Raw genomic sequence first — 14,984 nt, 5'->3', positions numbered from 1 at the left:
ACATTGCTCTAGCAGTTTATTAATGTATTTTACCGGGTCTGACAATTTCGTCGTCAGGCTCTGGTGGGTCGTCGGCGAGCGACTTCATGCCAGCCGCCTCAATAAGCCGCGACACCTTTTCGGTTATGACAAAAGGTGTCGTGACACAGCGCAGCATCTGGGCTTGGGTATCGAAGTCGGCGGCGATCAGGTTCATCAGCAGCAACTGGTGAACATCCTGCTGGCTGTTGATGCCGTGGGCCCTCATGACTGCCTTCAGGTCAGGCTTAAACACGCCGGCCACCTCAACCGTAAACTTCTCTACGCCCAATGCAGCGTCCTTTGCTGCAGACTTCTCGCGCTTTTTCTTTTGCTTGATCGCTTCCTTCGTCGGCTCCTGTACTTCGGCCATGGCCTACCTCTTCAATTCCGCTGGCCGGCAAGTCCAGCCAGGTCTGTCGTTTGCGTTGTTGGATGCGAAAACGTCTCACGCTGCGACCTTCACCTGATGCCAGGCGCCGGCGGCGTAGAACAGCTTTGCGGCTTGGGCTTAGTCCATAGATATCTCGTCGGGAATCGCGATCCAGCCTGAGGCCACCAGATGGTTCGGGTTCGCGCTGTTGCGCAACTCCAGGTAGTAATGCTCGATGGCGTCAGTCAGGCGCTCTACCTTGTAGATGCCCTCGGGCGAGATCTCCACCGACTTGATGTACTCGGCGCCGCGCTCGTCTCGACACATGGCGCCGATGTAGATCGTCCAGCGGTAGGAGAAATCGAATATCGCGTTGGCGATCCCCAGACTTCGGATCTGCCGGCAGCTCTTCCAGTTCGCCATGATCTGGCTGCCGCTGGGGTCGATGTTCACCACCGCGACGTGGTTGGTGCGCAGCAGCGCCCGGCAACTGCGTTCAGCCCGGGCGAAACCGTTGTTGGGTTTGCGTTTCGACTTCATAGCGAGTCCGCCATTTTGCGCAGCGCCTTGCGTTCGGCGGCCGATATCGGCTTCGGGCGCCGCTTGAGGACCGTTTCATGGTCTATTTTCCTCGAGCGGGGCGGTGGTAGCGGATTGCGCGGCGGGCTTTTCAATTGGTTGATCCGTCCGCCGGCGGCCAGGTACTGCGCGATTCGTTCAGCGATCGACTCGGCGTCCGGCCGGTGCTGCTCGACGAGGTTGAGGTGATTGCTGATCATGCTCAGGCTCCTAATCGATGGGCTTGCGCTCGCGCTCTGTCCGCTACTTCGTCAACCATCCGGCCCAGCTCCAGGTTGAACTGAACCAGCTCTTGATGAAGCATCGCGATGTACTCGTCATCGCGCTTGATGGTCTCGATGTATAGGCGGCAGTCTTCATCTTGGCGCGGATCGAACGACAGGAAATCCCACCATTCCCGGCCCGTGACGAACATGCAGCCCTGAACCTGCGGCTTGTGTTCGTCGGGCATTCCTTCGAGCCAGGTACGGACGTGGACGGCTTCATTGAATGGACACTTCGACTCAATGCCGCCGTCCTCGCCAATCAAGCCGTCCGGCGAACAGCCCAACCAGTCGTATTTTGGATGAACCAAGAAGCCCGACTTGATGACGGTATTGCCGGTCAGGATTTCGTAAAAGTCGTGACTCGACTGCTCAACCTCAGTCCCCCAGGCCATCGACTTGCTGCTGACCGAATGTTTCGATCTGTTCGCCAGACGTTCAAAAGCCAGTTCGCGCATGTAAGTGGTGCGGGCCGCGAGCGGCTTGCGCTTCCCGTGCTTGTCGCGATCACCCCAAGCAATCACATCCTTGAACCTGCTTGCCGTTAGGCGCCCGCTGCGGTCCTGATGCCACTGCTCGGTGCGTTGAAGGTCTACTGAGGCGTTCATTGCTCGCCGCCTTGCACATCGTCGTTCGCACTGCCGTTTGAGCTTTCATTGAGGGTTGTGAACTCTGCCTCAATTGTCTGTGCAATCGACTTCAGCTCACCGTGACGTGTCACGCCAATAGCGCCGCGCTGCTGCGGCTTCAACGCCTTCCAGGCCTTTTCGTAGCCATCAATTCCTTGTTCTTGAGCGATCTTTTTCAGCTGCTCGAATAGGTCACTTGTTGCGTCAGTGGTGTCGCCCTGAGGAACCGACGCAGCTCCCACATCTGCTGGTTTTTCGTTGGTAGATCGTGGGGTAACATCCGTTTCCGGAAGCGCGTAGCCGTCGTCCAGCTCGTCACGGGTGTACACGCCCAGAATCACGTCGGGGCAATACAGACGAGCCCATTTTTTGAGCGCCAGATACGCGATCTGCTGCTTCGGATCGTCCGCCCATAGCGTAGAGTTCCGGGTTCGCGCCTGAGTCATCAAGGTGGTCAGTTCGCGGGGAGCGTCTTCGCCAACGAACGTCGCCCAGACGCGGACGCCGAGCCCCTTCTCGTCGTTAATATTCCAGTTTGGGACGCGGTATTTCTTCGGCTGCCCGTGATCATCCGTTTGCTTTTTGCTCTCGATTTCACGGAAGTTGCCAATAATCTTGTCCCAGTCGCCGAACCACTCGTAATGGATTCGATCAAGGGTGGGCGCTCGCGTGGTGATAACCGCATTGACCAGCTGTGCTTCATAGCTCAGTTGGCCACCGTTCACGATGAACGTCTTCTGCGCAACCTGGAAGGGGTTCATGCCCCATTGCATGGACTGCATGATCACTGCCATGCAGTCGGCAGTGTTGCCGTGGAAATGCTTCGGCAGGGTGGTTTTGCCGCCTGCCATGATGCCGGCGAGTTCAGTCATCGACTGCATGCTGTCGCGATTGAGGATCAGGCCCGTCGGGCTTGTGTCCATTGGTACGGTAGCAATCTGGGTTTGAGCGTTCATTCCTAACTCCATAGCCGACGACTTTGGCCGGCCTCCGGGGTGATTTCAGGGTTTGTTAGAACGACAGGGCGCGCAGCCAGGCCGATGCCTCGTCATTGGTGACGCAGAAGGCCATGGCCACGACCTCGACCACTTCGTTGGCGCTCGGCATGTTCGAGTCAGCGACTTCGTCAGCCACTGGAACCGGATCAACTCCCACTGCATCTGCTGGCGCTGTGTCGGTAACGGCTGGTGTCGTGATGACGCCTGCAACCGCAGCGGGTGCTGCAGCCAGTGCGCGCAGGCGAGCCAACTCTTCTTGGTCGCGCTGATACTGCGCATCGCGTTCGCGCTGCTGGCGCTGCTGTTCTTCTTGCTGCTCACGTTGCTGGCGTTGTTGAGCTTCCATATCGCGGCGCTGCTGGTCGAGTTCATCCTGCTGCTTCTTCAAACGCAGGCGATCTTCCTCGGCGCGCTGCTTGCGCAACTCTTCTGCTTCAGCATCGGCGATGCGTTGCTTCTCACGCAGTTCATCCAGCTCTTTTTGTTGGGCCAGCAGCTTGGCTGCCGCCTCTTCGCGGTCAACAGCAGCCCTTTGCAGTACTTCAAGCTGATCAATAGCGTTGTCTCGGGCAATGGTGGCTTCCGCTTCGAACTCGGCGTATTCGTCTGGCAGGATTACCGACTCTTTGACGCTCAGAAGGACGTTGGCAACATCGGCAGCGCTACGGCTTGCATATGCAGCAGCGACGGAGCTGAAACGATTGATTTTTGCCCGAATGGCGTCGACACGCTCAGCCTCGACACGCTCGCGTTCGGCCTTGGCGTCAGCGGCGCGCTTTTCTTCGGCCTTGATTGCCTCGTCTACAGGCGCTTCGATCGCCAGTACGCGATCCTTCAACGCCTCACCGAATTCCTTCACTTGGTTGACGCGAGCCTGCGCGTCTTTAACCGCCTGTTGATAGGGAATCAGCGCCGTTTTCGTGGTATTGGCCAAGGCGTAGCGGACATCGCGAATATCCACGCGAACTTCCTTCGCATTCGCCAAGCCCTCACTTGTAGAGCAGTCGACAACGAGGTTCGCGTAGGTCGTTTCCACTCGGACGATTTGTTCTTCATGCGGCCGATATTCGGCGATATCGGTGACAGCTACTTTTGGCGCTACAGCGGTCATTTCGATGGACTCTTGCAAAGGTGCTTGTTGGGCTTTTGCGGACATGACGGTTCCTTGCCGCGCCGAGCGCAGCTTGTGGTGGTGTTGTTTATTAAGTGATGCGGTCAGCGAGGGCGCCGAGCAGCAACAGGAAGGTGTAAATCGCGAGAACTCGAAACGATCCGCGCCGAATCAGGAGGCGGCGTGCCCGCTGAAGGCTGGTCATCGGAACACGTTGTAGGTAGTGGAGCGCGGCACCTGGCACACGCCGGCCGAATCGCGGGCCGCGCTGTATGCAGCAAGAACCACCAGCAGGCCGGCGGCAAGACACCAGAACATGATTTTCATGTCCGAGCCCTCACTGCGATGCGCCCGCCTTTCATGGTCACCGACAGGCGCTGCGGGAGGCTGTCGACCAGATCCTCGCGCTTGCGACCGATCACTTCGTTGAAGGGCAGGCCGAAGCCGAGGATCGCGATGCGGCGCTCGATATCGTCGAGCTGCTCATCGACCAAAGTTTTTACCGGAGGCGTTGTCATGCTGCAGCTCCTTGCGAGACGGAGGCGTTGTAGGTGGTGTAAATCTGGTCGATGCGTGCGCGGTAGTGACGGTGCTCGTTGTCATCAATGGCACGAAGCATGAAGGCCAGGGTGATGCAGGATGTCGCTGCGGCGCTGGCGTTGGGCTTGCCGAGGTCGCGGATCATGTTGCTGATCTCGCCCTCGATCCAGGTCACCGCCGTTTGATGGTCACGCTGCTGGATGTTCATTTGAGCCCCCAGAATTCGCCGTAGGCGACCACCGCTGCCGCGACTCGCTTGGCCCGCGCCTTGCGGTCGACCAGCTCTTGAGCTGCCATCAGCGCCTGACGCTGTGTGCGTTCTTGCGCTGCGGCTTCGTAGTCGTGGAAGTCTTCAACCTTCGGCGCTTTGGGCCGCCCCCATTCATCAAAGCGCCGATCCCACTCTCGGGCCTGCGCACTGTCTGCATAGCTGGTTGCCATGGTCGCCTCCGTGGTGGCGGGTATTGATCCAACAAAACTCGCAATGCACTCATCCGCTCCGCTGGTTGCCGTTGGGCGCGGAGGGGAGTGCATTCGGGTGGTGTCGGGGGAGGGTAACTAATTCGCTAAAGGAACCAGCGAGCTTGGCCGATACGTCTTGGCATCAATGCCAAATAATTGAGATCTGGAGATCTGAATGTTTCTGAGTAAAGTTCGCAGTGCGACAGCCATTGCGGTGATTGCCCTCGCTTATGCTGTCCCAGCTTCGGCTACCACCGACGTTGTCGCAGACCACAACACTGCGGTTATGGCTGTCGCATCCACCCAGGCGTGCGCAAAGAAACATCCAGAAGCAGGTATCACTTTAGAAAAATTCCTGACTGAGCAGAAAGAGGGCATGACTGACGAGATGGCGAAACACATCCGTGATGTTGCTACAAATCCTCGGTACGAAATGGAAGTGAAGCAGTCGATGGAATTCTTCAATTCCAAAGGCGGCCAGAGCTTGCTGGACAGCCTTTGTGGCGGGTTCATCACCGCGAAGTAAGTGCCTCGCTTGCTCACTTCGCTGTGATTCATTCCAGATGCAGATGGGCGGTTATAGGACGCAGTTTCGTCCGCATCGGGGTGTGATCTGGCCGGTGCTCAACCGGCATTCGGCGGAAGGGGTAGCCCTGTAGGCGACCGGTCGGCACATCCGCTGCCCGAGACTTAGCCTCAAATCACACCCCGATGCGCTCTCATCGAGAGGATCGGGCAGTTAACGACAGGCTGTCGTGGCGCTGGTTGTTCAGTCGTAGATGCCGTAGCTGAACTCATCCTCATCGCAGTCGACGATGATTTTGGATTTACCGAAGTAGAGTGCAGCGACCATCTTTTCGAATGGAGAGCGGAATTTCAGGGTTTGGCTGATCTTCTCGTTGTCGATCTTGGCGGCGTATACCGATCCGACCTCATGACCCTTTTCGTTTCGGTCTTTACCGTAGCGGTCGAAGCTGATGTGGATCGCGTTGCCGAGCATGTACTCGCTGCGCTCGGAGCTTCGGGAATAGGTTGAAATACCGTGATCCTTCGGTTCCTTGTCGAAGTAGATGTGCATGCCACCGTAGTCGGATGGCTGGAAGCGAATGTCCGGAGCTTCCCAGTGATCTTCGGCTGCCGACTCCTTGTGGTCTTCGACGAAGGCTTCCAGCAGCGCCTGCAAGCTGATCACTTCCGGCATCGCATCTTTGTTCAGCACCTCGTCGATCTGCTTCTGCGCGAGGCGAACCATGTCAGCTTCGACGCCGCTGTTTTCCCACTTCTCCTTCAAAGCAGCAGCGACCATCGCGTTGTAGCGGGTCAGCTCAAAGATTTCGGTCAAATTGGCTGGCAGCGCGGCCTTGATTGCCTCCTCGACCTGCTTGCCCATTTCGCCGTAACGGCCGAAGCAATTGTCGACCACGTTCGTGAACATCTTCTTGACGTGCTCGTCGATGATTTCGACTGGCTTTTCGCTGTTTGCAAAAGCAGTGACGCGCTCGGCGAGCAGCGATTGAAGTGTTTGTTCGCTCATTTAATGCTCCGTGCTTGATCGGTTGTTTTCCCAATGCACCCGTCACCAGGTGCATCAGTGAAAAGGTCCGGCTATGAGGTTTTATGAGCCAGCCAGCTCATAACCGGCTCATAGCTACTTCAAGGCCCGTGCAATTCGCTCTTGCAGTCGCGGTTCGTAGCAGTCGACAACAATTCCAGCTGAGTCGGCCAGCTGCTTTGCCCGCCGAATGTCTCGGTCTGCGCCGACGCCTTGAAGAAGGTCTTTGGTGAAGTGCATGTCGCCAAACTTGAGGACGATTGCGTCGTAGTTGCGCTGTGCGTTCTGCATGCTCTTAATCTGGATTCCAGTGATTTCCATCGTCTTGCCTCCTCTGATTTCCAATGCCGCCTCACCGAAGCGGCATCAGTAAATCTGTGGTCTTTCTCCGCACCCGCTTACCAGGTCATTCACTCAGTTCGGTCAACACCTCGTCCGCCGTCGCAGTGGGCTGCGCGTGGGCAGGCTTTCGGGCCTGTCGGATCGCCGGTCGCCGGTAGAGGCAAGTGCGGTTTTGTTCATCGGTTTACTGACCTCCCACCGATGGAGCCGGGAGTGACCTAACCGGACTGGCCGGGTAGTCGTTCATGGCGCTGGCTGTTAAAGAGCGGCGGGTCTGTTGAGGCCCTTCACAGTGGCTGTGTGTCGCTGCGACGGGCCAAATATAGGCAAACCCATATTTAGTGTCAATGGGTATTCCCATAGATTTTGATCCTTCCGTATTTCTAGTCGCAAAAAAACCCGCGATTGGCGGGCTTCTTGTCTTGAGTCTGGTTAAATGAGCTTGTCGCATTTACCTCGGGCCATGGCCGAGCTGTATTCGTCCGTTCCGTGCTGAGAGTCGATAACGGTGCTTCCACGCAACATGAAGTAGTTAAGTTGGGAGCCTGTGTAGCCGCCGAAGCTGTTTTTCGCGTTTATCAGCACGCAGACTGCATAGCCATATTTCAGCCCACCGATTCCGTTCCAAGCAGTTTTGGGAGAATTTAGAAACTGAAACTGGGCTGAATAGGGGTCTTTGAGCCGTTGGGCCATGTACGATTTGATCGTTTGCTCATAGTCGCTTGGATATTGCCCGTAGTCTGCACTGGCGAGCTGTTCTGGAGTGGGTCTAAAACACCCTGCGAGAACAATTGGGAAAATCGAGAGTACAAATAGGTGCTTTAGCATAGATTCCCTTCCTAGTTTTGATCACAAATTCTACCATTGGTGGCGCCCAGCCACCATGCGTGCAAGCCGAATTTCGACGCCGCATAACGCGGGCGCTTGCGCCTAGCGCAAGTTAGTTGATGAGTTAGAAATATGGATGTAGGCCAGGTACGACGGACTGCCGGCGCACGAGTGCAAGCGTGCCGGCGTGCCGCTACATGTCATGGTACAGAAACATACCTTCCTCGCCGGATTCGTTTGCAGCTATCAGAGCTCGAGCTGCGAGTGCCGTGGTCTCGCCATGGTTGAATTCGTAGCGCGGAGGCATGACCAATACGCTAGTCCACCAAGGCTCTCCATCAATCAACAGGGGAAGCTCGTGGCATTGCAATTCGTGTTCATCAGATCTAGGACCCAATGCAGTTCTAAGTGCACCTGTAAGAGTTGACGCCCCAGGACGGTTGTGATGGTTGGCTACCACGAACCCATAAGCCCTTAAGGCACCTAAAATCTGTTCTAAACCTGACTCATCGTTCAATACCGCCACAACTGGCATAACACTCTCCTTGTGCTCATAAGGATCTTCATCGGCATTTAAGTGGAGGATTTAAATCTATCTGGAATACATCGCCCACCAGAACACATGTCCCAAAATCGAAATCTGCTGTTCCTGGATTTGTTGAAACGTGTAGTCCTCGTCGGGGTGCTCGTCACGGTTGAAGCTGCGCAGACGGATGCCAGTCGGAATGCGGTAAACCTGCTTAACGCGCAACTGGCCGTTGTGGTTGATGGCGTACATCTCGCCGTCGACGATATCGCTCAGCGAGTTTTTCCCCACGTTTACGCCGACGGTGGCGCCGTCGCGAAGCACGGGCATCATGCTGTTGCCGCCAACCTTGACGCACTTCGCGTTGCTGAACTGAACGCCATTGTGGCGCAGGTCTTTCTTGAAGAAGCGCAGCCGCGAGCTGTCGCATTCCTCGATCGCAAACTTTCCGGATCCGGCTGCCAGCTCCACCTCATGGAGAAAAGGGACGTAGACCTCGTCATCATCGAGTGGGGTTTCGTCATCCCAGGTTTCGATGGTGCCAAGTTTCACGCTGGGCTTGATGCGTTCAGCCTGACGATCAGGCACGCCCTTGAGCATTTCACCGACACCTTCAGCCAGCCACATCGAGGACACGCCACATACAGAGGCGATCTGAGCTGCGAAGGCGGTAGCCTTCGATTTCCCCCTCTCCAAGTCGGAGATCGAGGTTTGCGTGAGTCCGACACGCTCAGCAAGCTCAGTCTGATTGAGCCTGGCGTGGCGGCGGGCGGTTTTGAGTCGGTCTTTGAATTCCATCCGTGAAGTATTACGGGCGCTCCCATACCCTTGCAAATCGGTATTCCCATAACCTACTATATGGGTATTCCCGTATGGAGGGGCATCATGAACGCAATTTACAAGGGCCTGGTTGACTACTTCGGCACCCAGGAGGCCACCGCCGAAAAGCTCAAGGTTGATCAAAGCACCGTTTCCGGCTGGGTTCGGGGGAAGCACGGCATGTCTCCGGTTATTGCCAAACGAGCGGAGGCGCTGACCGAAGGTGCTTTCAAAAAAGAAAACCTGTGCCCGTCGTTTCCTTGGGCCGAGATGGCCGCCTAAGCGACATCCCTTTCCGCCAATCCGTTGAAGCCAGATTAGAAGAGAGCAGTCCCCATGGAAACGTCCAGTTCAAGACATAGCGCCCAGACCCGCGACCAAGTGCTGGTGGCGCATGCAGCAAACCAGATCGCCCGAACCAGTTTGAGCCAAGACGATTTCGCTCAGGCGCTGAGTCGTGAGCTGCACCTGTCGATTCCTGAGCGCGCGAAAAAGAAGGAAGTTCCTGACTTCAATTCCCAAGAACTGACCGGTGATGTGAGTGAGTTCGTGAAAGCGACTGGCCGCTGGCTGAAGCGTGTGCAGCGCTGGCTCTCCGGGGATCAGGAGATGCCGTCTTGGCTGGAGGAGTCTTGGGTAAACGCTCTGGAGCCTGAGTTTCGCGACCACTGCATCAACGAACTGGCCGGTCGCCACGGCCTGACCGGTGCCCGCCAGATGCAGAGTGATCACTGTGCCAACAAAAGCTTCGGTGCACTGATCCGCGCTCTGGGCGATGTGATCGATACCGGCAGCGAAGTCTTTGATGACCAGGTGATGTGCGAAGAAGACCTGCCGCACCTGCCGGCGTTCGCTGAGCAATGCCGTCAGGTCGAGGCTCGGGCGGGGGAGTTAGGACGGAAGGCCGAGACCCTGCTTGCGAAACACAAACCGAATTTGAAGCTTGCCTGAATCGCAGGCACAAAAAAGCCGGGATTGCGCCCCGGCTAATTCATTAACACTTGATGAGGCCGATTATGCATAGCCAACCTACTTCAAGCAATACCTCCAACAGTGTCGCGACACGTTTTTCGAATTCTGAAAACGTGTCGCGTACCACGATGTCCTCCCGCGAGATCGCTAACGTCACCGGCAAGCGGCACGCCAACGTGAAGCGCGACATCGCTGCGATGCTGAAAGAACTGAAATTAGATGTACTCAGTTTTGAGCACATCTATCTGGACGGCCAAAACCGGGAACAGGTTGAGTACATGCTCGACCGGGAGCATAACGACTGCCTGCTCACCGGTTACAGCGCTCCTATGCGGATGAAGGTGATCCGCCGTTGGCGCGAACTGGAAAAGCAGCAAGGCGCTCGCGAACAGGCTCTGCTGAGCGGCAGCAAGGTGATCGGCGAGATTGCCATCATGGAGTGCTTCACGCGCCTGCTGAAGCCGGCTCCATCCTGCCAGATGGCCATGCTCACGAAGATCGCCCAGAACAACGGTCTTGACCCGAAGTTTCTCCCAGGCTACGCCGTCGACGCTGCGCCAGATGCTACTGGCGGATCCTCAATGCCCACCAAGTCAGCCACGGCCTTGCTGAAAGACAGCGGCATTCGCGTGTCACCTGCTGCGTTCAACCGTGCACTGGAAGCCAAGGGCTTTCTGAAGCAGCTCCAGCGCAAGAACTCCAAACAGGAAATGGTTCCGTTCTGGACGGTGACCGAGAAGGGCATGGCCTACGGCAAGAACCTGACCAATCCCCAATCCCCACGCGAGACACAGCCTCACTGGTACGTGGATCGCTTCCTCGAACTGGCCAAATTGGTCGGGAAAGCCTGATATGCAATTCACCGTCACGATCAATCAGGTGAAGGCGTTGGAGTGGGGGCTGAATTCTCAGCAGGCCCTGCTGTTCGCCTTCGTCTACGGCTGCCCGAGCTGGACCAAGCCAATCAAGACTGACGACGGGATCTTCTTCGCGCTGAGCAAGGCCAAGATCATTGAGGAGCTGCCGCTGCTCACCGACAAGCCGGACACTGCTTATCGCATGCTGAAGGCCCTGGAAGAGGCCGGTCTGATTGAGCTTTCCAGCACTTCGAACATCACCCTGTTTCGTCTGACCGAGAAGGCGATCGAGTGGAATCAGAAACTGGATGGGTCGGAAAAATATCCGACCCCACCAAAGAACGAAGGTCGGAAAAAAATCCGATCTACCTCGGAAAAAAATCCGAGCAAGGTCGGAGAAAAATCCGAACAAGGGTCGGAAAAATCTCCGACAAATCAGGATACCAATCATCAGGGTACCAATCAGGATACCAGTCAGGACTTGCAAGGCAGCCCGGACAAGCCGGCCCGCAATCTGGTTCTCGTGGTCGATCGCACCGATGCGCCACGGGTTGAGATTCCCGCTGACATGCCAGGCCCAAAAGACCAGTCCTGCAAAACCTACAAGGTGTGGGCGAATTACGCCATGGCCTACCGCAAGCGCTACAGCACCTGGCCGGTATGGAACGCCAAGGTCGGTGGCCAGCTCGGCCAACTGGTCGACCGCCTCGGCGCCGATGTCGCCCACCACGTCGCCGCCCACTTCCTGAAAACCAGCGATGCCGCTGTGCTCCGCAAGTGCCACAGCCTCAACGAGCTGCTGGCCAACGCCGAGAGCTACCACACCCAGTGGGTGACGGGGCAGCGCATCAACGGCACGACTGCCCGCCAGATGGAACGTACCGAAGCGAACGTCTCCGCCGCCGAGCAGGCCGCGCAAATGGTCTTGGCCAAGCGCCAAGCAGGGGAGCGCAATGAGTACCTTTGAAATGAATGACCAGCAGGTTGCCGGGCTCGCTGCTGCGATCTGCGCCACCGCCGAGGCCATGGGTCAGGAAATGAACCCAGGCACTGCGGCGATCATGGCCGAAGACCTCTGCGCTTACCCGGTGCCGGTCGTGAAATCCGCACTGAAGGCTTGCCGCTTTGAGGTGAAGGGCAAGTTGGCAATGGCTGACATTCTCCAGCGAGTGCAGTCCGCTGACGGCCGACCGGGCAAGGACGAAGCATGGGCGATCGCCATGACCACGAATGACGAGTTTGAAACCGTAGTGCTGACCGACGAGATTCAGCTCGCCCTAGCAGCTGCAAAACCTGTCCTCGACGCCGGCGACAAGGTCGGTGCGCGCATGGCGTTCAACAGCGCCTACGAGCGCCTGGTCGGCCAGGCGCGCGAGGACAACAAACACGTCAACTGGCATGTGTCCGTCGGCTTCGACGCCAGTCGTCGCACTCAGGCGATCACCAAGGCTGTGCAGATGCAGCGGATCCCACAGGAGCGAGCTCAGCAGTACCTGGCTGACTTGAGTGTCACGCCGGTCACTGAAGACGGTCGTGCCGTCGTTGCGCTGCTCACCGGTGAGGTTGTGCGGCCTTCACCAAAGCTGCGCGAGAGGCTCGCCGCGGTTAAGGATTCGATGCTCGCTATGCGCCAGGCATCGGCCGAGGAAAAAACAGAACTGCGAATTCAGGCAGCCAACGAGCTGGCAGATCGCCGGGCGCTGCTCGTTCAGCAGGCCGAACAATTGGAAGCAAGGAGTGCGGCTCAATGAGCATGGACAAACAAAAACTCCAGAAGCTGCTGTGGGCAGAAGCCGCGTCGTACCGTGCCGACTGCGCAGACTGGAAGCGCAACACCGAGGCGCTGCAGGAATTCCTCGGGGAGAAGACCGTGGAGGAGGCGGCCCTGGAGCTGCTCGAAGAAAATAAGGCCCTTCGCTCGGATATCGAAACTTGGCAGCTGAGCATCCAAGCCGAACGGAATTGCCACAGTTCCGAGAAGGAAGGCTTGCAGAAAGAACTGGGTCAGCTGAAGGGGCCGGCTTTTGCCGAAGAGCTGACCGCGCTGCGCAAAGACGCGGAGCGGTACAGGTGGCTTCAGTTTGGGCGCAGCGGCTACATCGAAGTCGTCGAATGGATCGGCCCGCACGCTACCGGGATGATCGGCGAAGACCTCGACGCACTTGTGGACGGCGCCATGGCCAAGGCGGAGCAGCCATGAACGAGTTCGCAATCCGCAGCCAGCGCGATATCAGCCGCCTCATGGGCGTTTTGCACGCAACCGACTTCACCAAACCCAAGATCGTGGTCATCAAGGACGAGAAACGCCCCGACGTCTGCAACCGCAAGATGTGGGCCATGCTCAAGGACGTATCCGAGCAGGTCATCTGGCACGGCAAGAAGCTGACCAGCGAAGACTGGAAGTGCATTTTCAGTGCCTCGCTGGAGAAGCAGCGCGCGGAGCCAGGCCTCGACGGTGGCTTCGTAGTGATGGCTGTATCGACCCGCAAGCAGTCGCAGAAGTGGTTCAGCGATCTGTTCGAGCTGATGCATGCCTTCGGCGCCGAGCATGAGGTGAAGTGGAGCGCTACTGATCACTGGGATGGCCGCTATGACCAATAACTTCAAGCCGGGCGACTCAGCGTTGATCGTTGGGGCGCGTAGTTACCCGGAAAACATCGGAAAGACATGTGAGCTTGTCGAACTGCTGTCGCCCTCAGCAGTAAGCGTCTGGTTGGACCCAGAAGACGGGCGACCAGTAGCCAATGTCTCTGGCTTCGTTTGCTGGCTTGTAATTGGGGATGGCCTCATATCCGGAATCGAGAACACACAAGGCGCCTGTCTTGCGATGCCTTCGCACCTGATGCCTCTGCGCGGCGACTTCACCCCCGAGCAGCAGAAAGCCAAGGAGGCTGAACCATGCGCGTAGCCCCCAAGGAGAAGAAGGCGCCGAAGCCGAAGAAGTGCAAGAACCCAGCGTGCGGCATCAGCTTCCCGCCGCAGCGCTTGGGGCAGGCAGTGTGCAGTCCGAAGTGTGCGCTGGCCATGGCGCCGGCGAACAGCGAGAGAGCCAGTAAGGCCATCGCCCAGCTCGGTCGCCGCGAGATCAAGATCCGCAAAGAGGCCCTGAAAAGTCGCGGCGATCATCTCAAGGATGCCGAGAAGGCGATACGCGACTACCGGAGAACCTATGAGCTGAGCATCGGCAGCGGTTGCATGAGCTGTGGGGAATCGCAGGAATCGATTCTGGCGGCGCAGGGCTGGAAGACTGGAGGTGCGTTCGATGCCGGCCACTTCCTTGGCAAGGGCGCACGGCCCGAGCTGAGGCTGGTGCCGAACAACATCTGGTTGCAGTGTAAGAGCTGCAATGCCGGGTCATCCAAGTACGCCAGAAAGGGCCAGACGGTTTCGCAAGGATTCCGCACCGGTTTGATTGCCCGCATCGGTCTGGAGGCTGTTGAAGCGCTCGAAGTAGACCACGAACCGCGCAAGCACACCGTAGAAGAACTCAAGGCGATCACCGCCGACTACCGGGCCAAGACCCGCGAACTGAAGAGGGCTGCAGCATGACCTATCGCAACGTGATTTCCGCCGTAGTCCGCGCGCTGGCCGCCGAGACGATCAGCTCTGCAGGGGGCTGCGACTTTGAGCCCAAGGTGCAGTGCGCCAAGCAGAAAGGGGAGATCGCTGGCAAAGAAGCCGCGCTGCTCCAAGACTGCTGGGTGTTCGGCCGTCTGCACAAGTCGCTCACGCCGGCCCATTGGCGCGCACTGGTAGCGAAATATTCGACGCACGAAGAGCGTAAGCACAGCGCGATCCTCGAGCTGTTGAACTCGGTCAAATCTCCGGCGCCGCAACGATTCCGTGAGTGCGCAGTGCTGACCTGGGCAATTCCGCAAGTTGGCGGCACCGAGGGGAGGCGCTCCTCCACGGTGTTGCCTGCGGCCTGGTACGACATCACCAATTGGGACAACGACGGCAAGCCTGAGTCGACTCGGTACCGGTGGCGATCATCAATCCGTAAATCGCTCGATGACCAAGTCAACGAGGCACTGACAGCAGCGCAGGAACTGCTCGATTCTGAGGGGTTGATCGAAACTTGCGCGGCGTAGCAAAAAGCCATTGCAATGAGTGAG

General features: G+C 57.6%; 24 protein-coding genes and 1 pseudogene. 11 read left to right on the top strand and 14 right to left on the bottom strand.

The window, feature by feature from the left end:
• Positions 1-19: 19 nt before the first annotated feature.
• The 10 genes and pseudogenes from JWU58_RS17535 to JWU58_RS17495 all read right to left on the bottom strand — a co-directional run bounded on the left by JWU58_RS17535 (position 20) and on the right by JWU58_RS17495 (position 4,952).
• On the bottom strand, positions 20-391 hold the full coding sequence (locus JWU58_RS17535) for a hypothetical protein (RefSeq protein ID WP_206420668.1): 372 nt from the start codon (positions 389-391) through the stop codon (positions 20-22).
• Positions 392-466: 75 nt separating this feature from the next.
• A pseudogene (locus tag JWU58_RS17530) lies at positions 467-931 on the bottom strand (hypothetical protein).
• Complete coding sequence (locus JWU58_RS17525; protein ID WP_206420666.1) at positions 928-1,170, bottom strand: hypothetical protein; 243 nt, start codon at positions 1,168-1,170, stop codon at positions 928-930. Before JWU58_RS17525 ends, JWU58_RS17530 begins: the two are co-directional and overlap by 4 nt.
• A 2-nt stretch (positions 1,171-1,172) precedes the next feature.
• The gene (locus JWU58_RS17520) at positions 1,173-1,841 is read right to left on the bottom strand and encodes a lambda exonuclease family protein (protein ID WP_073474131.1); all 669 of its coding nucleotides are present in this window, start codon (positions 1,839-1,841) and stop codon (positions 1,173-1,175) included.
• Positions 1,838-2,818 (bottom strand): RecT family recombinase, encoded by a 981-nt coding sequence (locus tag JWU58_RS17515; RefSeq protein ID WP_206420663.1) that lies wholly within the window; start codon positions 2,816-2,818, stop codon positions 1,838-1,840. Before JWU58_RS17515 ends, JWU58_RS17520 begins: the two co-directional genes overlap by 4 nt.
• A 55-nt stretch (positions 2,819-2,873) precedes the next feature.
• Positions 2,874-4,016, bottom strand: a complete 1,143-nt coding sequence (locus JWU58_RS17510) for a hypothetical protein (protein WP_241196131.1) — start codon at positions 4,014-4,016, stop codon at positions 2,874-2,876.
• Positions 4,017-4,172: 156 nt separating this feature from the next.
• Positions 4,173-4,298 (bottom strand): hypothetical protein, encoded by a 126-nt coding sequence (locus tag JWU58_RS27400; RefSeq protein WP_277425667.1) that lies wholly within the window; start codon positions 4,296-4,298, stop codon positions 4,173-4,175.
• A complete protein-coding gene (locus JWU58_RS17505; RefSeq protein WP_206420661.1) occupies positions 4,295-4,489 on the bottom strand; it encodes a hypothetical protein in 195 nt (64 codons plus the stop codon). Before JWU58_RS17505 ends, JWU58_RS27400 begins: the two co-directional genes overlap by 4 nt.
• Entirely contained in the window at positions 4,486-4,719 is a 234-nt protein-coding gene (locus tag JWU58_RS17500; RefSeq protein WP_206420660.1) for a hypothetical protein, read from the bottom strand. Before JWU58_RS17500 ends, JWU58_RS17505 begins: the two co-directional genes overlap by 4 nt.
• The gene (locus JWU58_RS17495; RefSeq protein ID WP_206420659.1) at positions 4,716-4,952 is read right to left on the bottom strand and encodes a hypothetical protein; all 237 of its coding nucleotides are present in this window, start codon (positions 4,950-4,952) and stop codon (positions 4,716-4,718) included. Before JWU58_RS17495 ends, JWU58_RS17500 begins: the two co-directional genes overlap by 4 nt.
• Before the next feature lie 196 nt (positions 4,953-5,148).
• Between JWU58_RS17495 and JWU58_RS17490 the strand changes: the two genes are divergently transcribed.
• Complete coding sequence (locus JWU58_RS17490) at positions 5,149-5,499, top strand: hypothetical protein (RefSeq protein WP_125915824.1); 351 nt, start codon at positions 5,149-5,151, stop codon at positions 5,497-5,499.
• Positions 5,500-5,742: 243 nt separating this feature from the next.
• Here the strand turns inward: JWU58_RS17490 and JWU58_RS17485 are convergent, their stop codons facing one another.
• The 4 genes from JWU58_RS17485 to JWU58_RS17470 form a co-directional block, all read right to left on the bottom strand.
• Positions 5,743-6,507, bottom strand: coding sequence for a hypothetical protein (locus JWU58_RS17485; RefSeq protein ID WP_206420658.1), 765 nt, complete (start codon positions 6,505-6,507; stop codon positions 5,743-5,745).
• 114 nt (positions 6,508-6,621) lie between these two features.
• Positions 6,622-6,846, bottom strand: coding sequence for a hypothetical protein (locus tag JWU58_RS17480; RefSeq protein ID WP_206420657.1), 225 nt, complete (start codon positions 6,844-6,846; stop codon positions 6,622-6,624).
• 453 nt (positions 6,847-7,299) lie between these two features.
• Positions 7,300-7,695, bottom strand: coding sequence for a hypothetical protein (locus JWU58_RS17475; protein ID WP_206420656.1), 396 nt, complete (start codon positions 7,693-7,695; stop codon positions 7,300-7,302).
• Between the two features lie 592 nt (positions 7,696-8,287).
• Entirely contained in the window at positions 8,288-9,019 is a 732-nt protein-coding gene (locus JWU58_RS17470) for an XRE family transcriptional regulator (RefSeq protein ID WP_206420655.1), read from the bottom strand.
• Between the two features lie 87 nt (positions 9,020-9,106).
• Here JWU58_RS17470 and JWU58_RS17465 point away from each other — a divergent pair, with 87 nt between their 5' ends.
• The 10 genes from JWU58_RS17465 (at position 9,107) to JWU58_RS17420 (ending at position 14,960) form a co-directional block, all read left to right on the top strand.
• Positions 9,107-9,322, top strand: a complete 216-nt coding sequence (locus JWU58_RS17465) for a YdaS family helix-turn-helix protein (protein WP_016773984.1) — start codon at positions 9,107-9,109, stop codon at positions 9,320-9,322.
• Positions 9,323-9,376: 54 nt separating this feature from the next.
• Positions 9,377-9,991, top strand: coding sequence for a hypothetical protein (locus JWU58_RS17460; protein WP_206420653.1), 615 nt, complete (start codon positions 9,377-9,379; stop codon positions 9,989-9,991).
• 149 nt (positions 9,992-10,140) lie between these two features.
• A complete protein-coding gene (locus JWU58_RS17455; RefSeq protein ID WP_420893294.1) occupies positions 10,141-10,863 on the top strand; it encodes a Rha family transcriptional regulator in 723 nt (240 codons plus the stop codon).
• Position 10,864: 1 nt separating this feature from the next.
• A complete protein-coding gene (locus JWU58_RS17450; RefSeq protein ID WP_206420650.1) occupies positions 10,865-11,836 on the top strand; it encodes an SIR2 family protein in 972 nt (323 codons plus the stop codon).
• Complete coding sequence (locus JWU58_RS17445; protein ID WP_206420649.1) at positions 11,823-12,620, top strand: hypothetical protein; 798 nt, start codon at positions 11,823-11,825, stop codon at positions 12,618-12,620. The genes JWU58_RS17450 and JWU58_RS17445 overlap by 14 nt, the downstream gene beginning before the upstream one ends.
• Positions 12,617-13,069, top strand: coding sequence for a hypothetical protein (locus JWU58_RS17440; RefSeq protein WP_206420648.1), 453 nt, complete (start codon positions 12,617-12,619; stop codon positions 13,067-13,069). Before JWU58_RS17445 ends, JWU58_RS17440 begins: the two co-directional genes overlap by 4 nt.
• Entirely contained in the window at positions 13,066-13,470 is a 405-nt protein-coding gene (locus JWU58_RS17435; RefSeq protein WP_206420647.1) for a recombination protein NinB, read from the top strand. Before JWU58_RS17440 ends, JWU58_RS17435 begins: the two co-directional genes overlap by 4 nt.
• Positions 13,460-13,777 carry a hypothetical protein gene (locus JWU58_RS17430; RefSeq protein WP_206420646.1) on the top strand — a complete coding sequence of 106 codons (318 nt, stop codon included), beginning with the start codon at positions 13,460-13,462 and terminating at the stop codon, positions 13,775-13,777. The genes JWU58_RS17435 and JWU58_RS17430 overlap by 11 nt, the downstream gene beginning before the upstream one ends.
• Complete coding sequence (locus JWU58_RS17425; protein WP_206420645.1) at positions 13,768-14,418, top strand: recombination protein NinG; 651 nt, start codon at positions 13,768-13,770, stop codon at positions 14,416-14,418. The genes JWU58_RS17430 and JWU58_RS17425 overlap by 10 nt, the downstream gene beginning before the upstream one ends.
• The gene (locus JWU58_RS17420) at positions 14,415-14,960 is read left to right on the top strand and encodes a hypothetical protein (RefSeq protein WP_206420644.1); all 546 of its coding nucleotides are present in this window, start codon (positions 14,415-14,417) and stop codon (positions 14,958-14,960) included. The genes JWU58_RS17425 and JWU58_RS17420 overlap by 4 nt, the downstream gene beginning before the upstream one ends.
• Positions 14,961-14,984 lie beyond the last annotated feature (24 nt).

This window comes from Pseudomonas atacamensis (assembly GCF_017167965.1).
Taxonomy (GTDB): Bacteria; Pseudomonadota; Gammaproteobacteria; order Pseudomonadales; family Pseudomonadaceae; genus Aquipseudomonas; species Aquipseudomonas atacamensis.
The sequence above is the reverse complement of the archived record's forward strand: the minus strand, read 5'-3'. Positions and strand labels throughout refer to the sequence as shown.

Excerpts from the sequence above, each read along its gene's own strand:
- JWU58_RS17535 (WP_206420668.1), bottom strand. The coding sequence starts at position 391 with ATGGCCGAAGTACAGGAGCCGACGAAGGAAGCGATCAAGCAAAAGAAA.
- JWU58_RS17525 (WP_206420666.1), bottom strand. The coding sequence starts at position 1,170 with ATGATCAGCAATCACCTCAACCTCGTCGAGCAGCACCGGCCGGACGCC.
- JWU58_RS17520 (WP_073474131.1), bottom strand. The coding sequence starts at position 1,841 with ATGAACGCCTCAGTAGACCTTCAACGCACCGAGCAGTGGCATCAGGAC.
- JWU58_RS17515 (WP_206420663.1), bottom strand. The coding sequence starts at position 2,818 with ATGAACGCTCAAACCCAGATTGCTACCGTACCAATGGACACAAGCCCG.
- JWU58_RS17510 (WP_241196131.1), bottom strand. The coding sequence starts at position 4,016 with ATGTCCGCAAAAGCCCAACAAGCACCTTTGCAAGAGTCCATCGAAATG.
- JWU58_RS27400 (WP_277425667.1), bottom strand. The coding sequence starts at position 4,298 with ATGAAAATCATGTTCTGGTGTCTTGCCGCCGGCCTGCTGGTGGTTCTT.
- JWU58_RS17505 (WP_206420661.1), bottom strand. The coding sequence starts at position 4,489 with ATGACAACGCCTCCGGTAAAAACTTTGGTCGATGAGCAGCTCGACGAT.
- JWU58_RS17500 (WP_206420660.1), bottom strand. The coding sequence starts at position 4,719 with ATGAACATCCAGCAGCGTGACCATCAAACGGCGGTGACCTGGATCGAG.
- JWU58_RS17495 (WP_206420659.1), bottom strand. The coding sequence starts at position 4,952 with ATGGCAACCAGCTATGCAGACAGTGCGCAGGCCCGAGAGTGGGATCGG.
- JWU58_RS17490 (WP_125915824.1), top strand. The coding sequence starts at position 5,149 with ATGTTTCTGAGTAAAGTTCGCAGTGCGACAGCCATTGCGGTGATTGCC.
- JWU58_RS17485 (WP_206420658.1), bottom strand. The coding sequence starts at position 6,507 with ATGAGCGAACAAACACTTCAATCGCTGCTCGCCGAGCGCGTCACTGCT.
- JWU58_RS17480 (WP_206420657.1), bottom strand. The coding sequence starts at position 6,846 with ATGGAAATCACTGGAATCCAGATTAAGAGCATGCAGAACGCACAGCGC.
- JWU58_RS17475 (WP_206420656.1), bottom strand. The coding sequence starts at position 7,695 with ATGCTAAAGCACCTATTTGTACTCTCGATTTTCCCAATTGTTCTCGCA.
- JWU58_RS17470 (WP_206420655.1), bottom strand. The coding sequence starts at position 9,019 with ATGGAATTCAAAGACCGACTCAAAACCGCCCGCCGCCACGCCAGGCTC.
- JWU58_RS17465 (WP_016773984.1), top strand. The coding sequence starts at position 9,107 with ATGAACGCAATTTACAAGGGCCTGGTTGACTACTTCGGCACCCAGGAG.
- JWU58_RS17460 (WP_206420653.1), top strand. The coding sequence starts at position 9,377 with ATGGAAACGTCCAGTTCAAGACATAGCGCCCAGACCCGCGACCAAGTG.
- JWU58_RS17455 (WP_420893294.1), top strand. The coding sequence starts at position 10,141 with ATGTCCTCCCGCGAGATCGCTAACGTCACCGGCAAGCGGCACGCCAAC.
- JWU58_RS17450 (WP_206420650.1), top strand. The coding sequence starts at position 10,865 with ATGCAATTCACCGTCACGATCAATCAGGTGAAGGCGTTGGAGTGGGGG.
- JWU58_RS17445 (WP_206420649.1), top strand. The coding sequence starts at position 11,823 with ATGAGTACCTTTGAAATGAATGACCAGCAGGTTGCCGGGCTCGCTGCT.
- JWU58_RS17440 (WP_206420648.1), top strand. The coding sequence starts at position 12,617 with ATGAGCATGGACAAACAAAAACTCCAGAAGCTGCTGTGGGCAGAAGCC.
- JWU58_RS17435 (WP_206420647.1), top strand. The coding sequence starts at position 13,066 with ATGAACGAGTTCGCAATCCGCAGCCAGCGCGATATCAGCCGCCTCATG.
- JWU58_RS17430 (WP_206420646.1), top strand. The coding sequence starts at position 13,460 with ATGACCAATAACTTCAAGCCGGGCGACTCAGCGTTGATCGTTGGGGCG.
- JWU58_RS17425 (WP_206420645.1), top strand. The coding sequence starts at position 13,768 with ATGCGCGTAGCCCCCAAGGAGAAGAAGGCGCCGAAGCCGAAGAAGTGC.
- JWU58_RS17420 (WP_206420644.1), top strand. The coding sequence starts at position 14,415 with ATGACCTATCGCAACGTGATTTCCGCCGTAGTCCGCGCGCTGGCCGCC.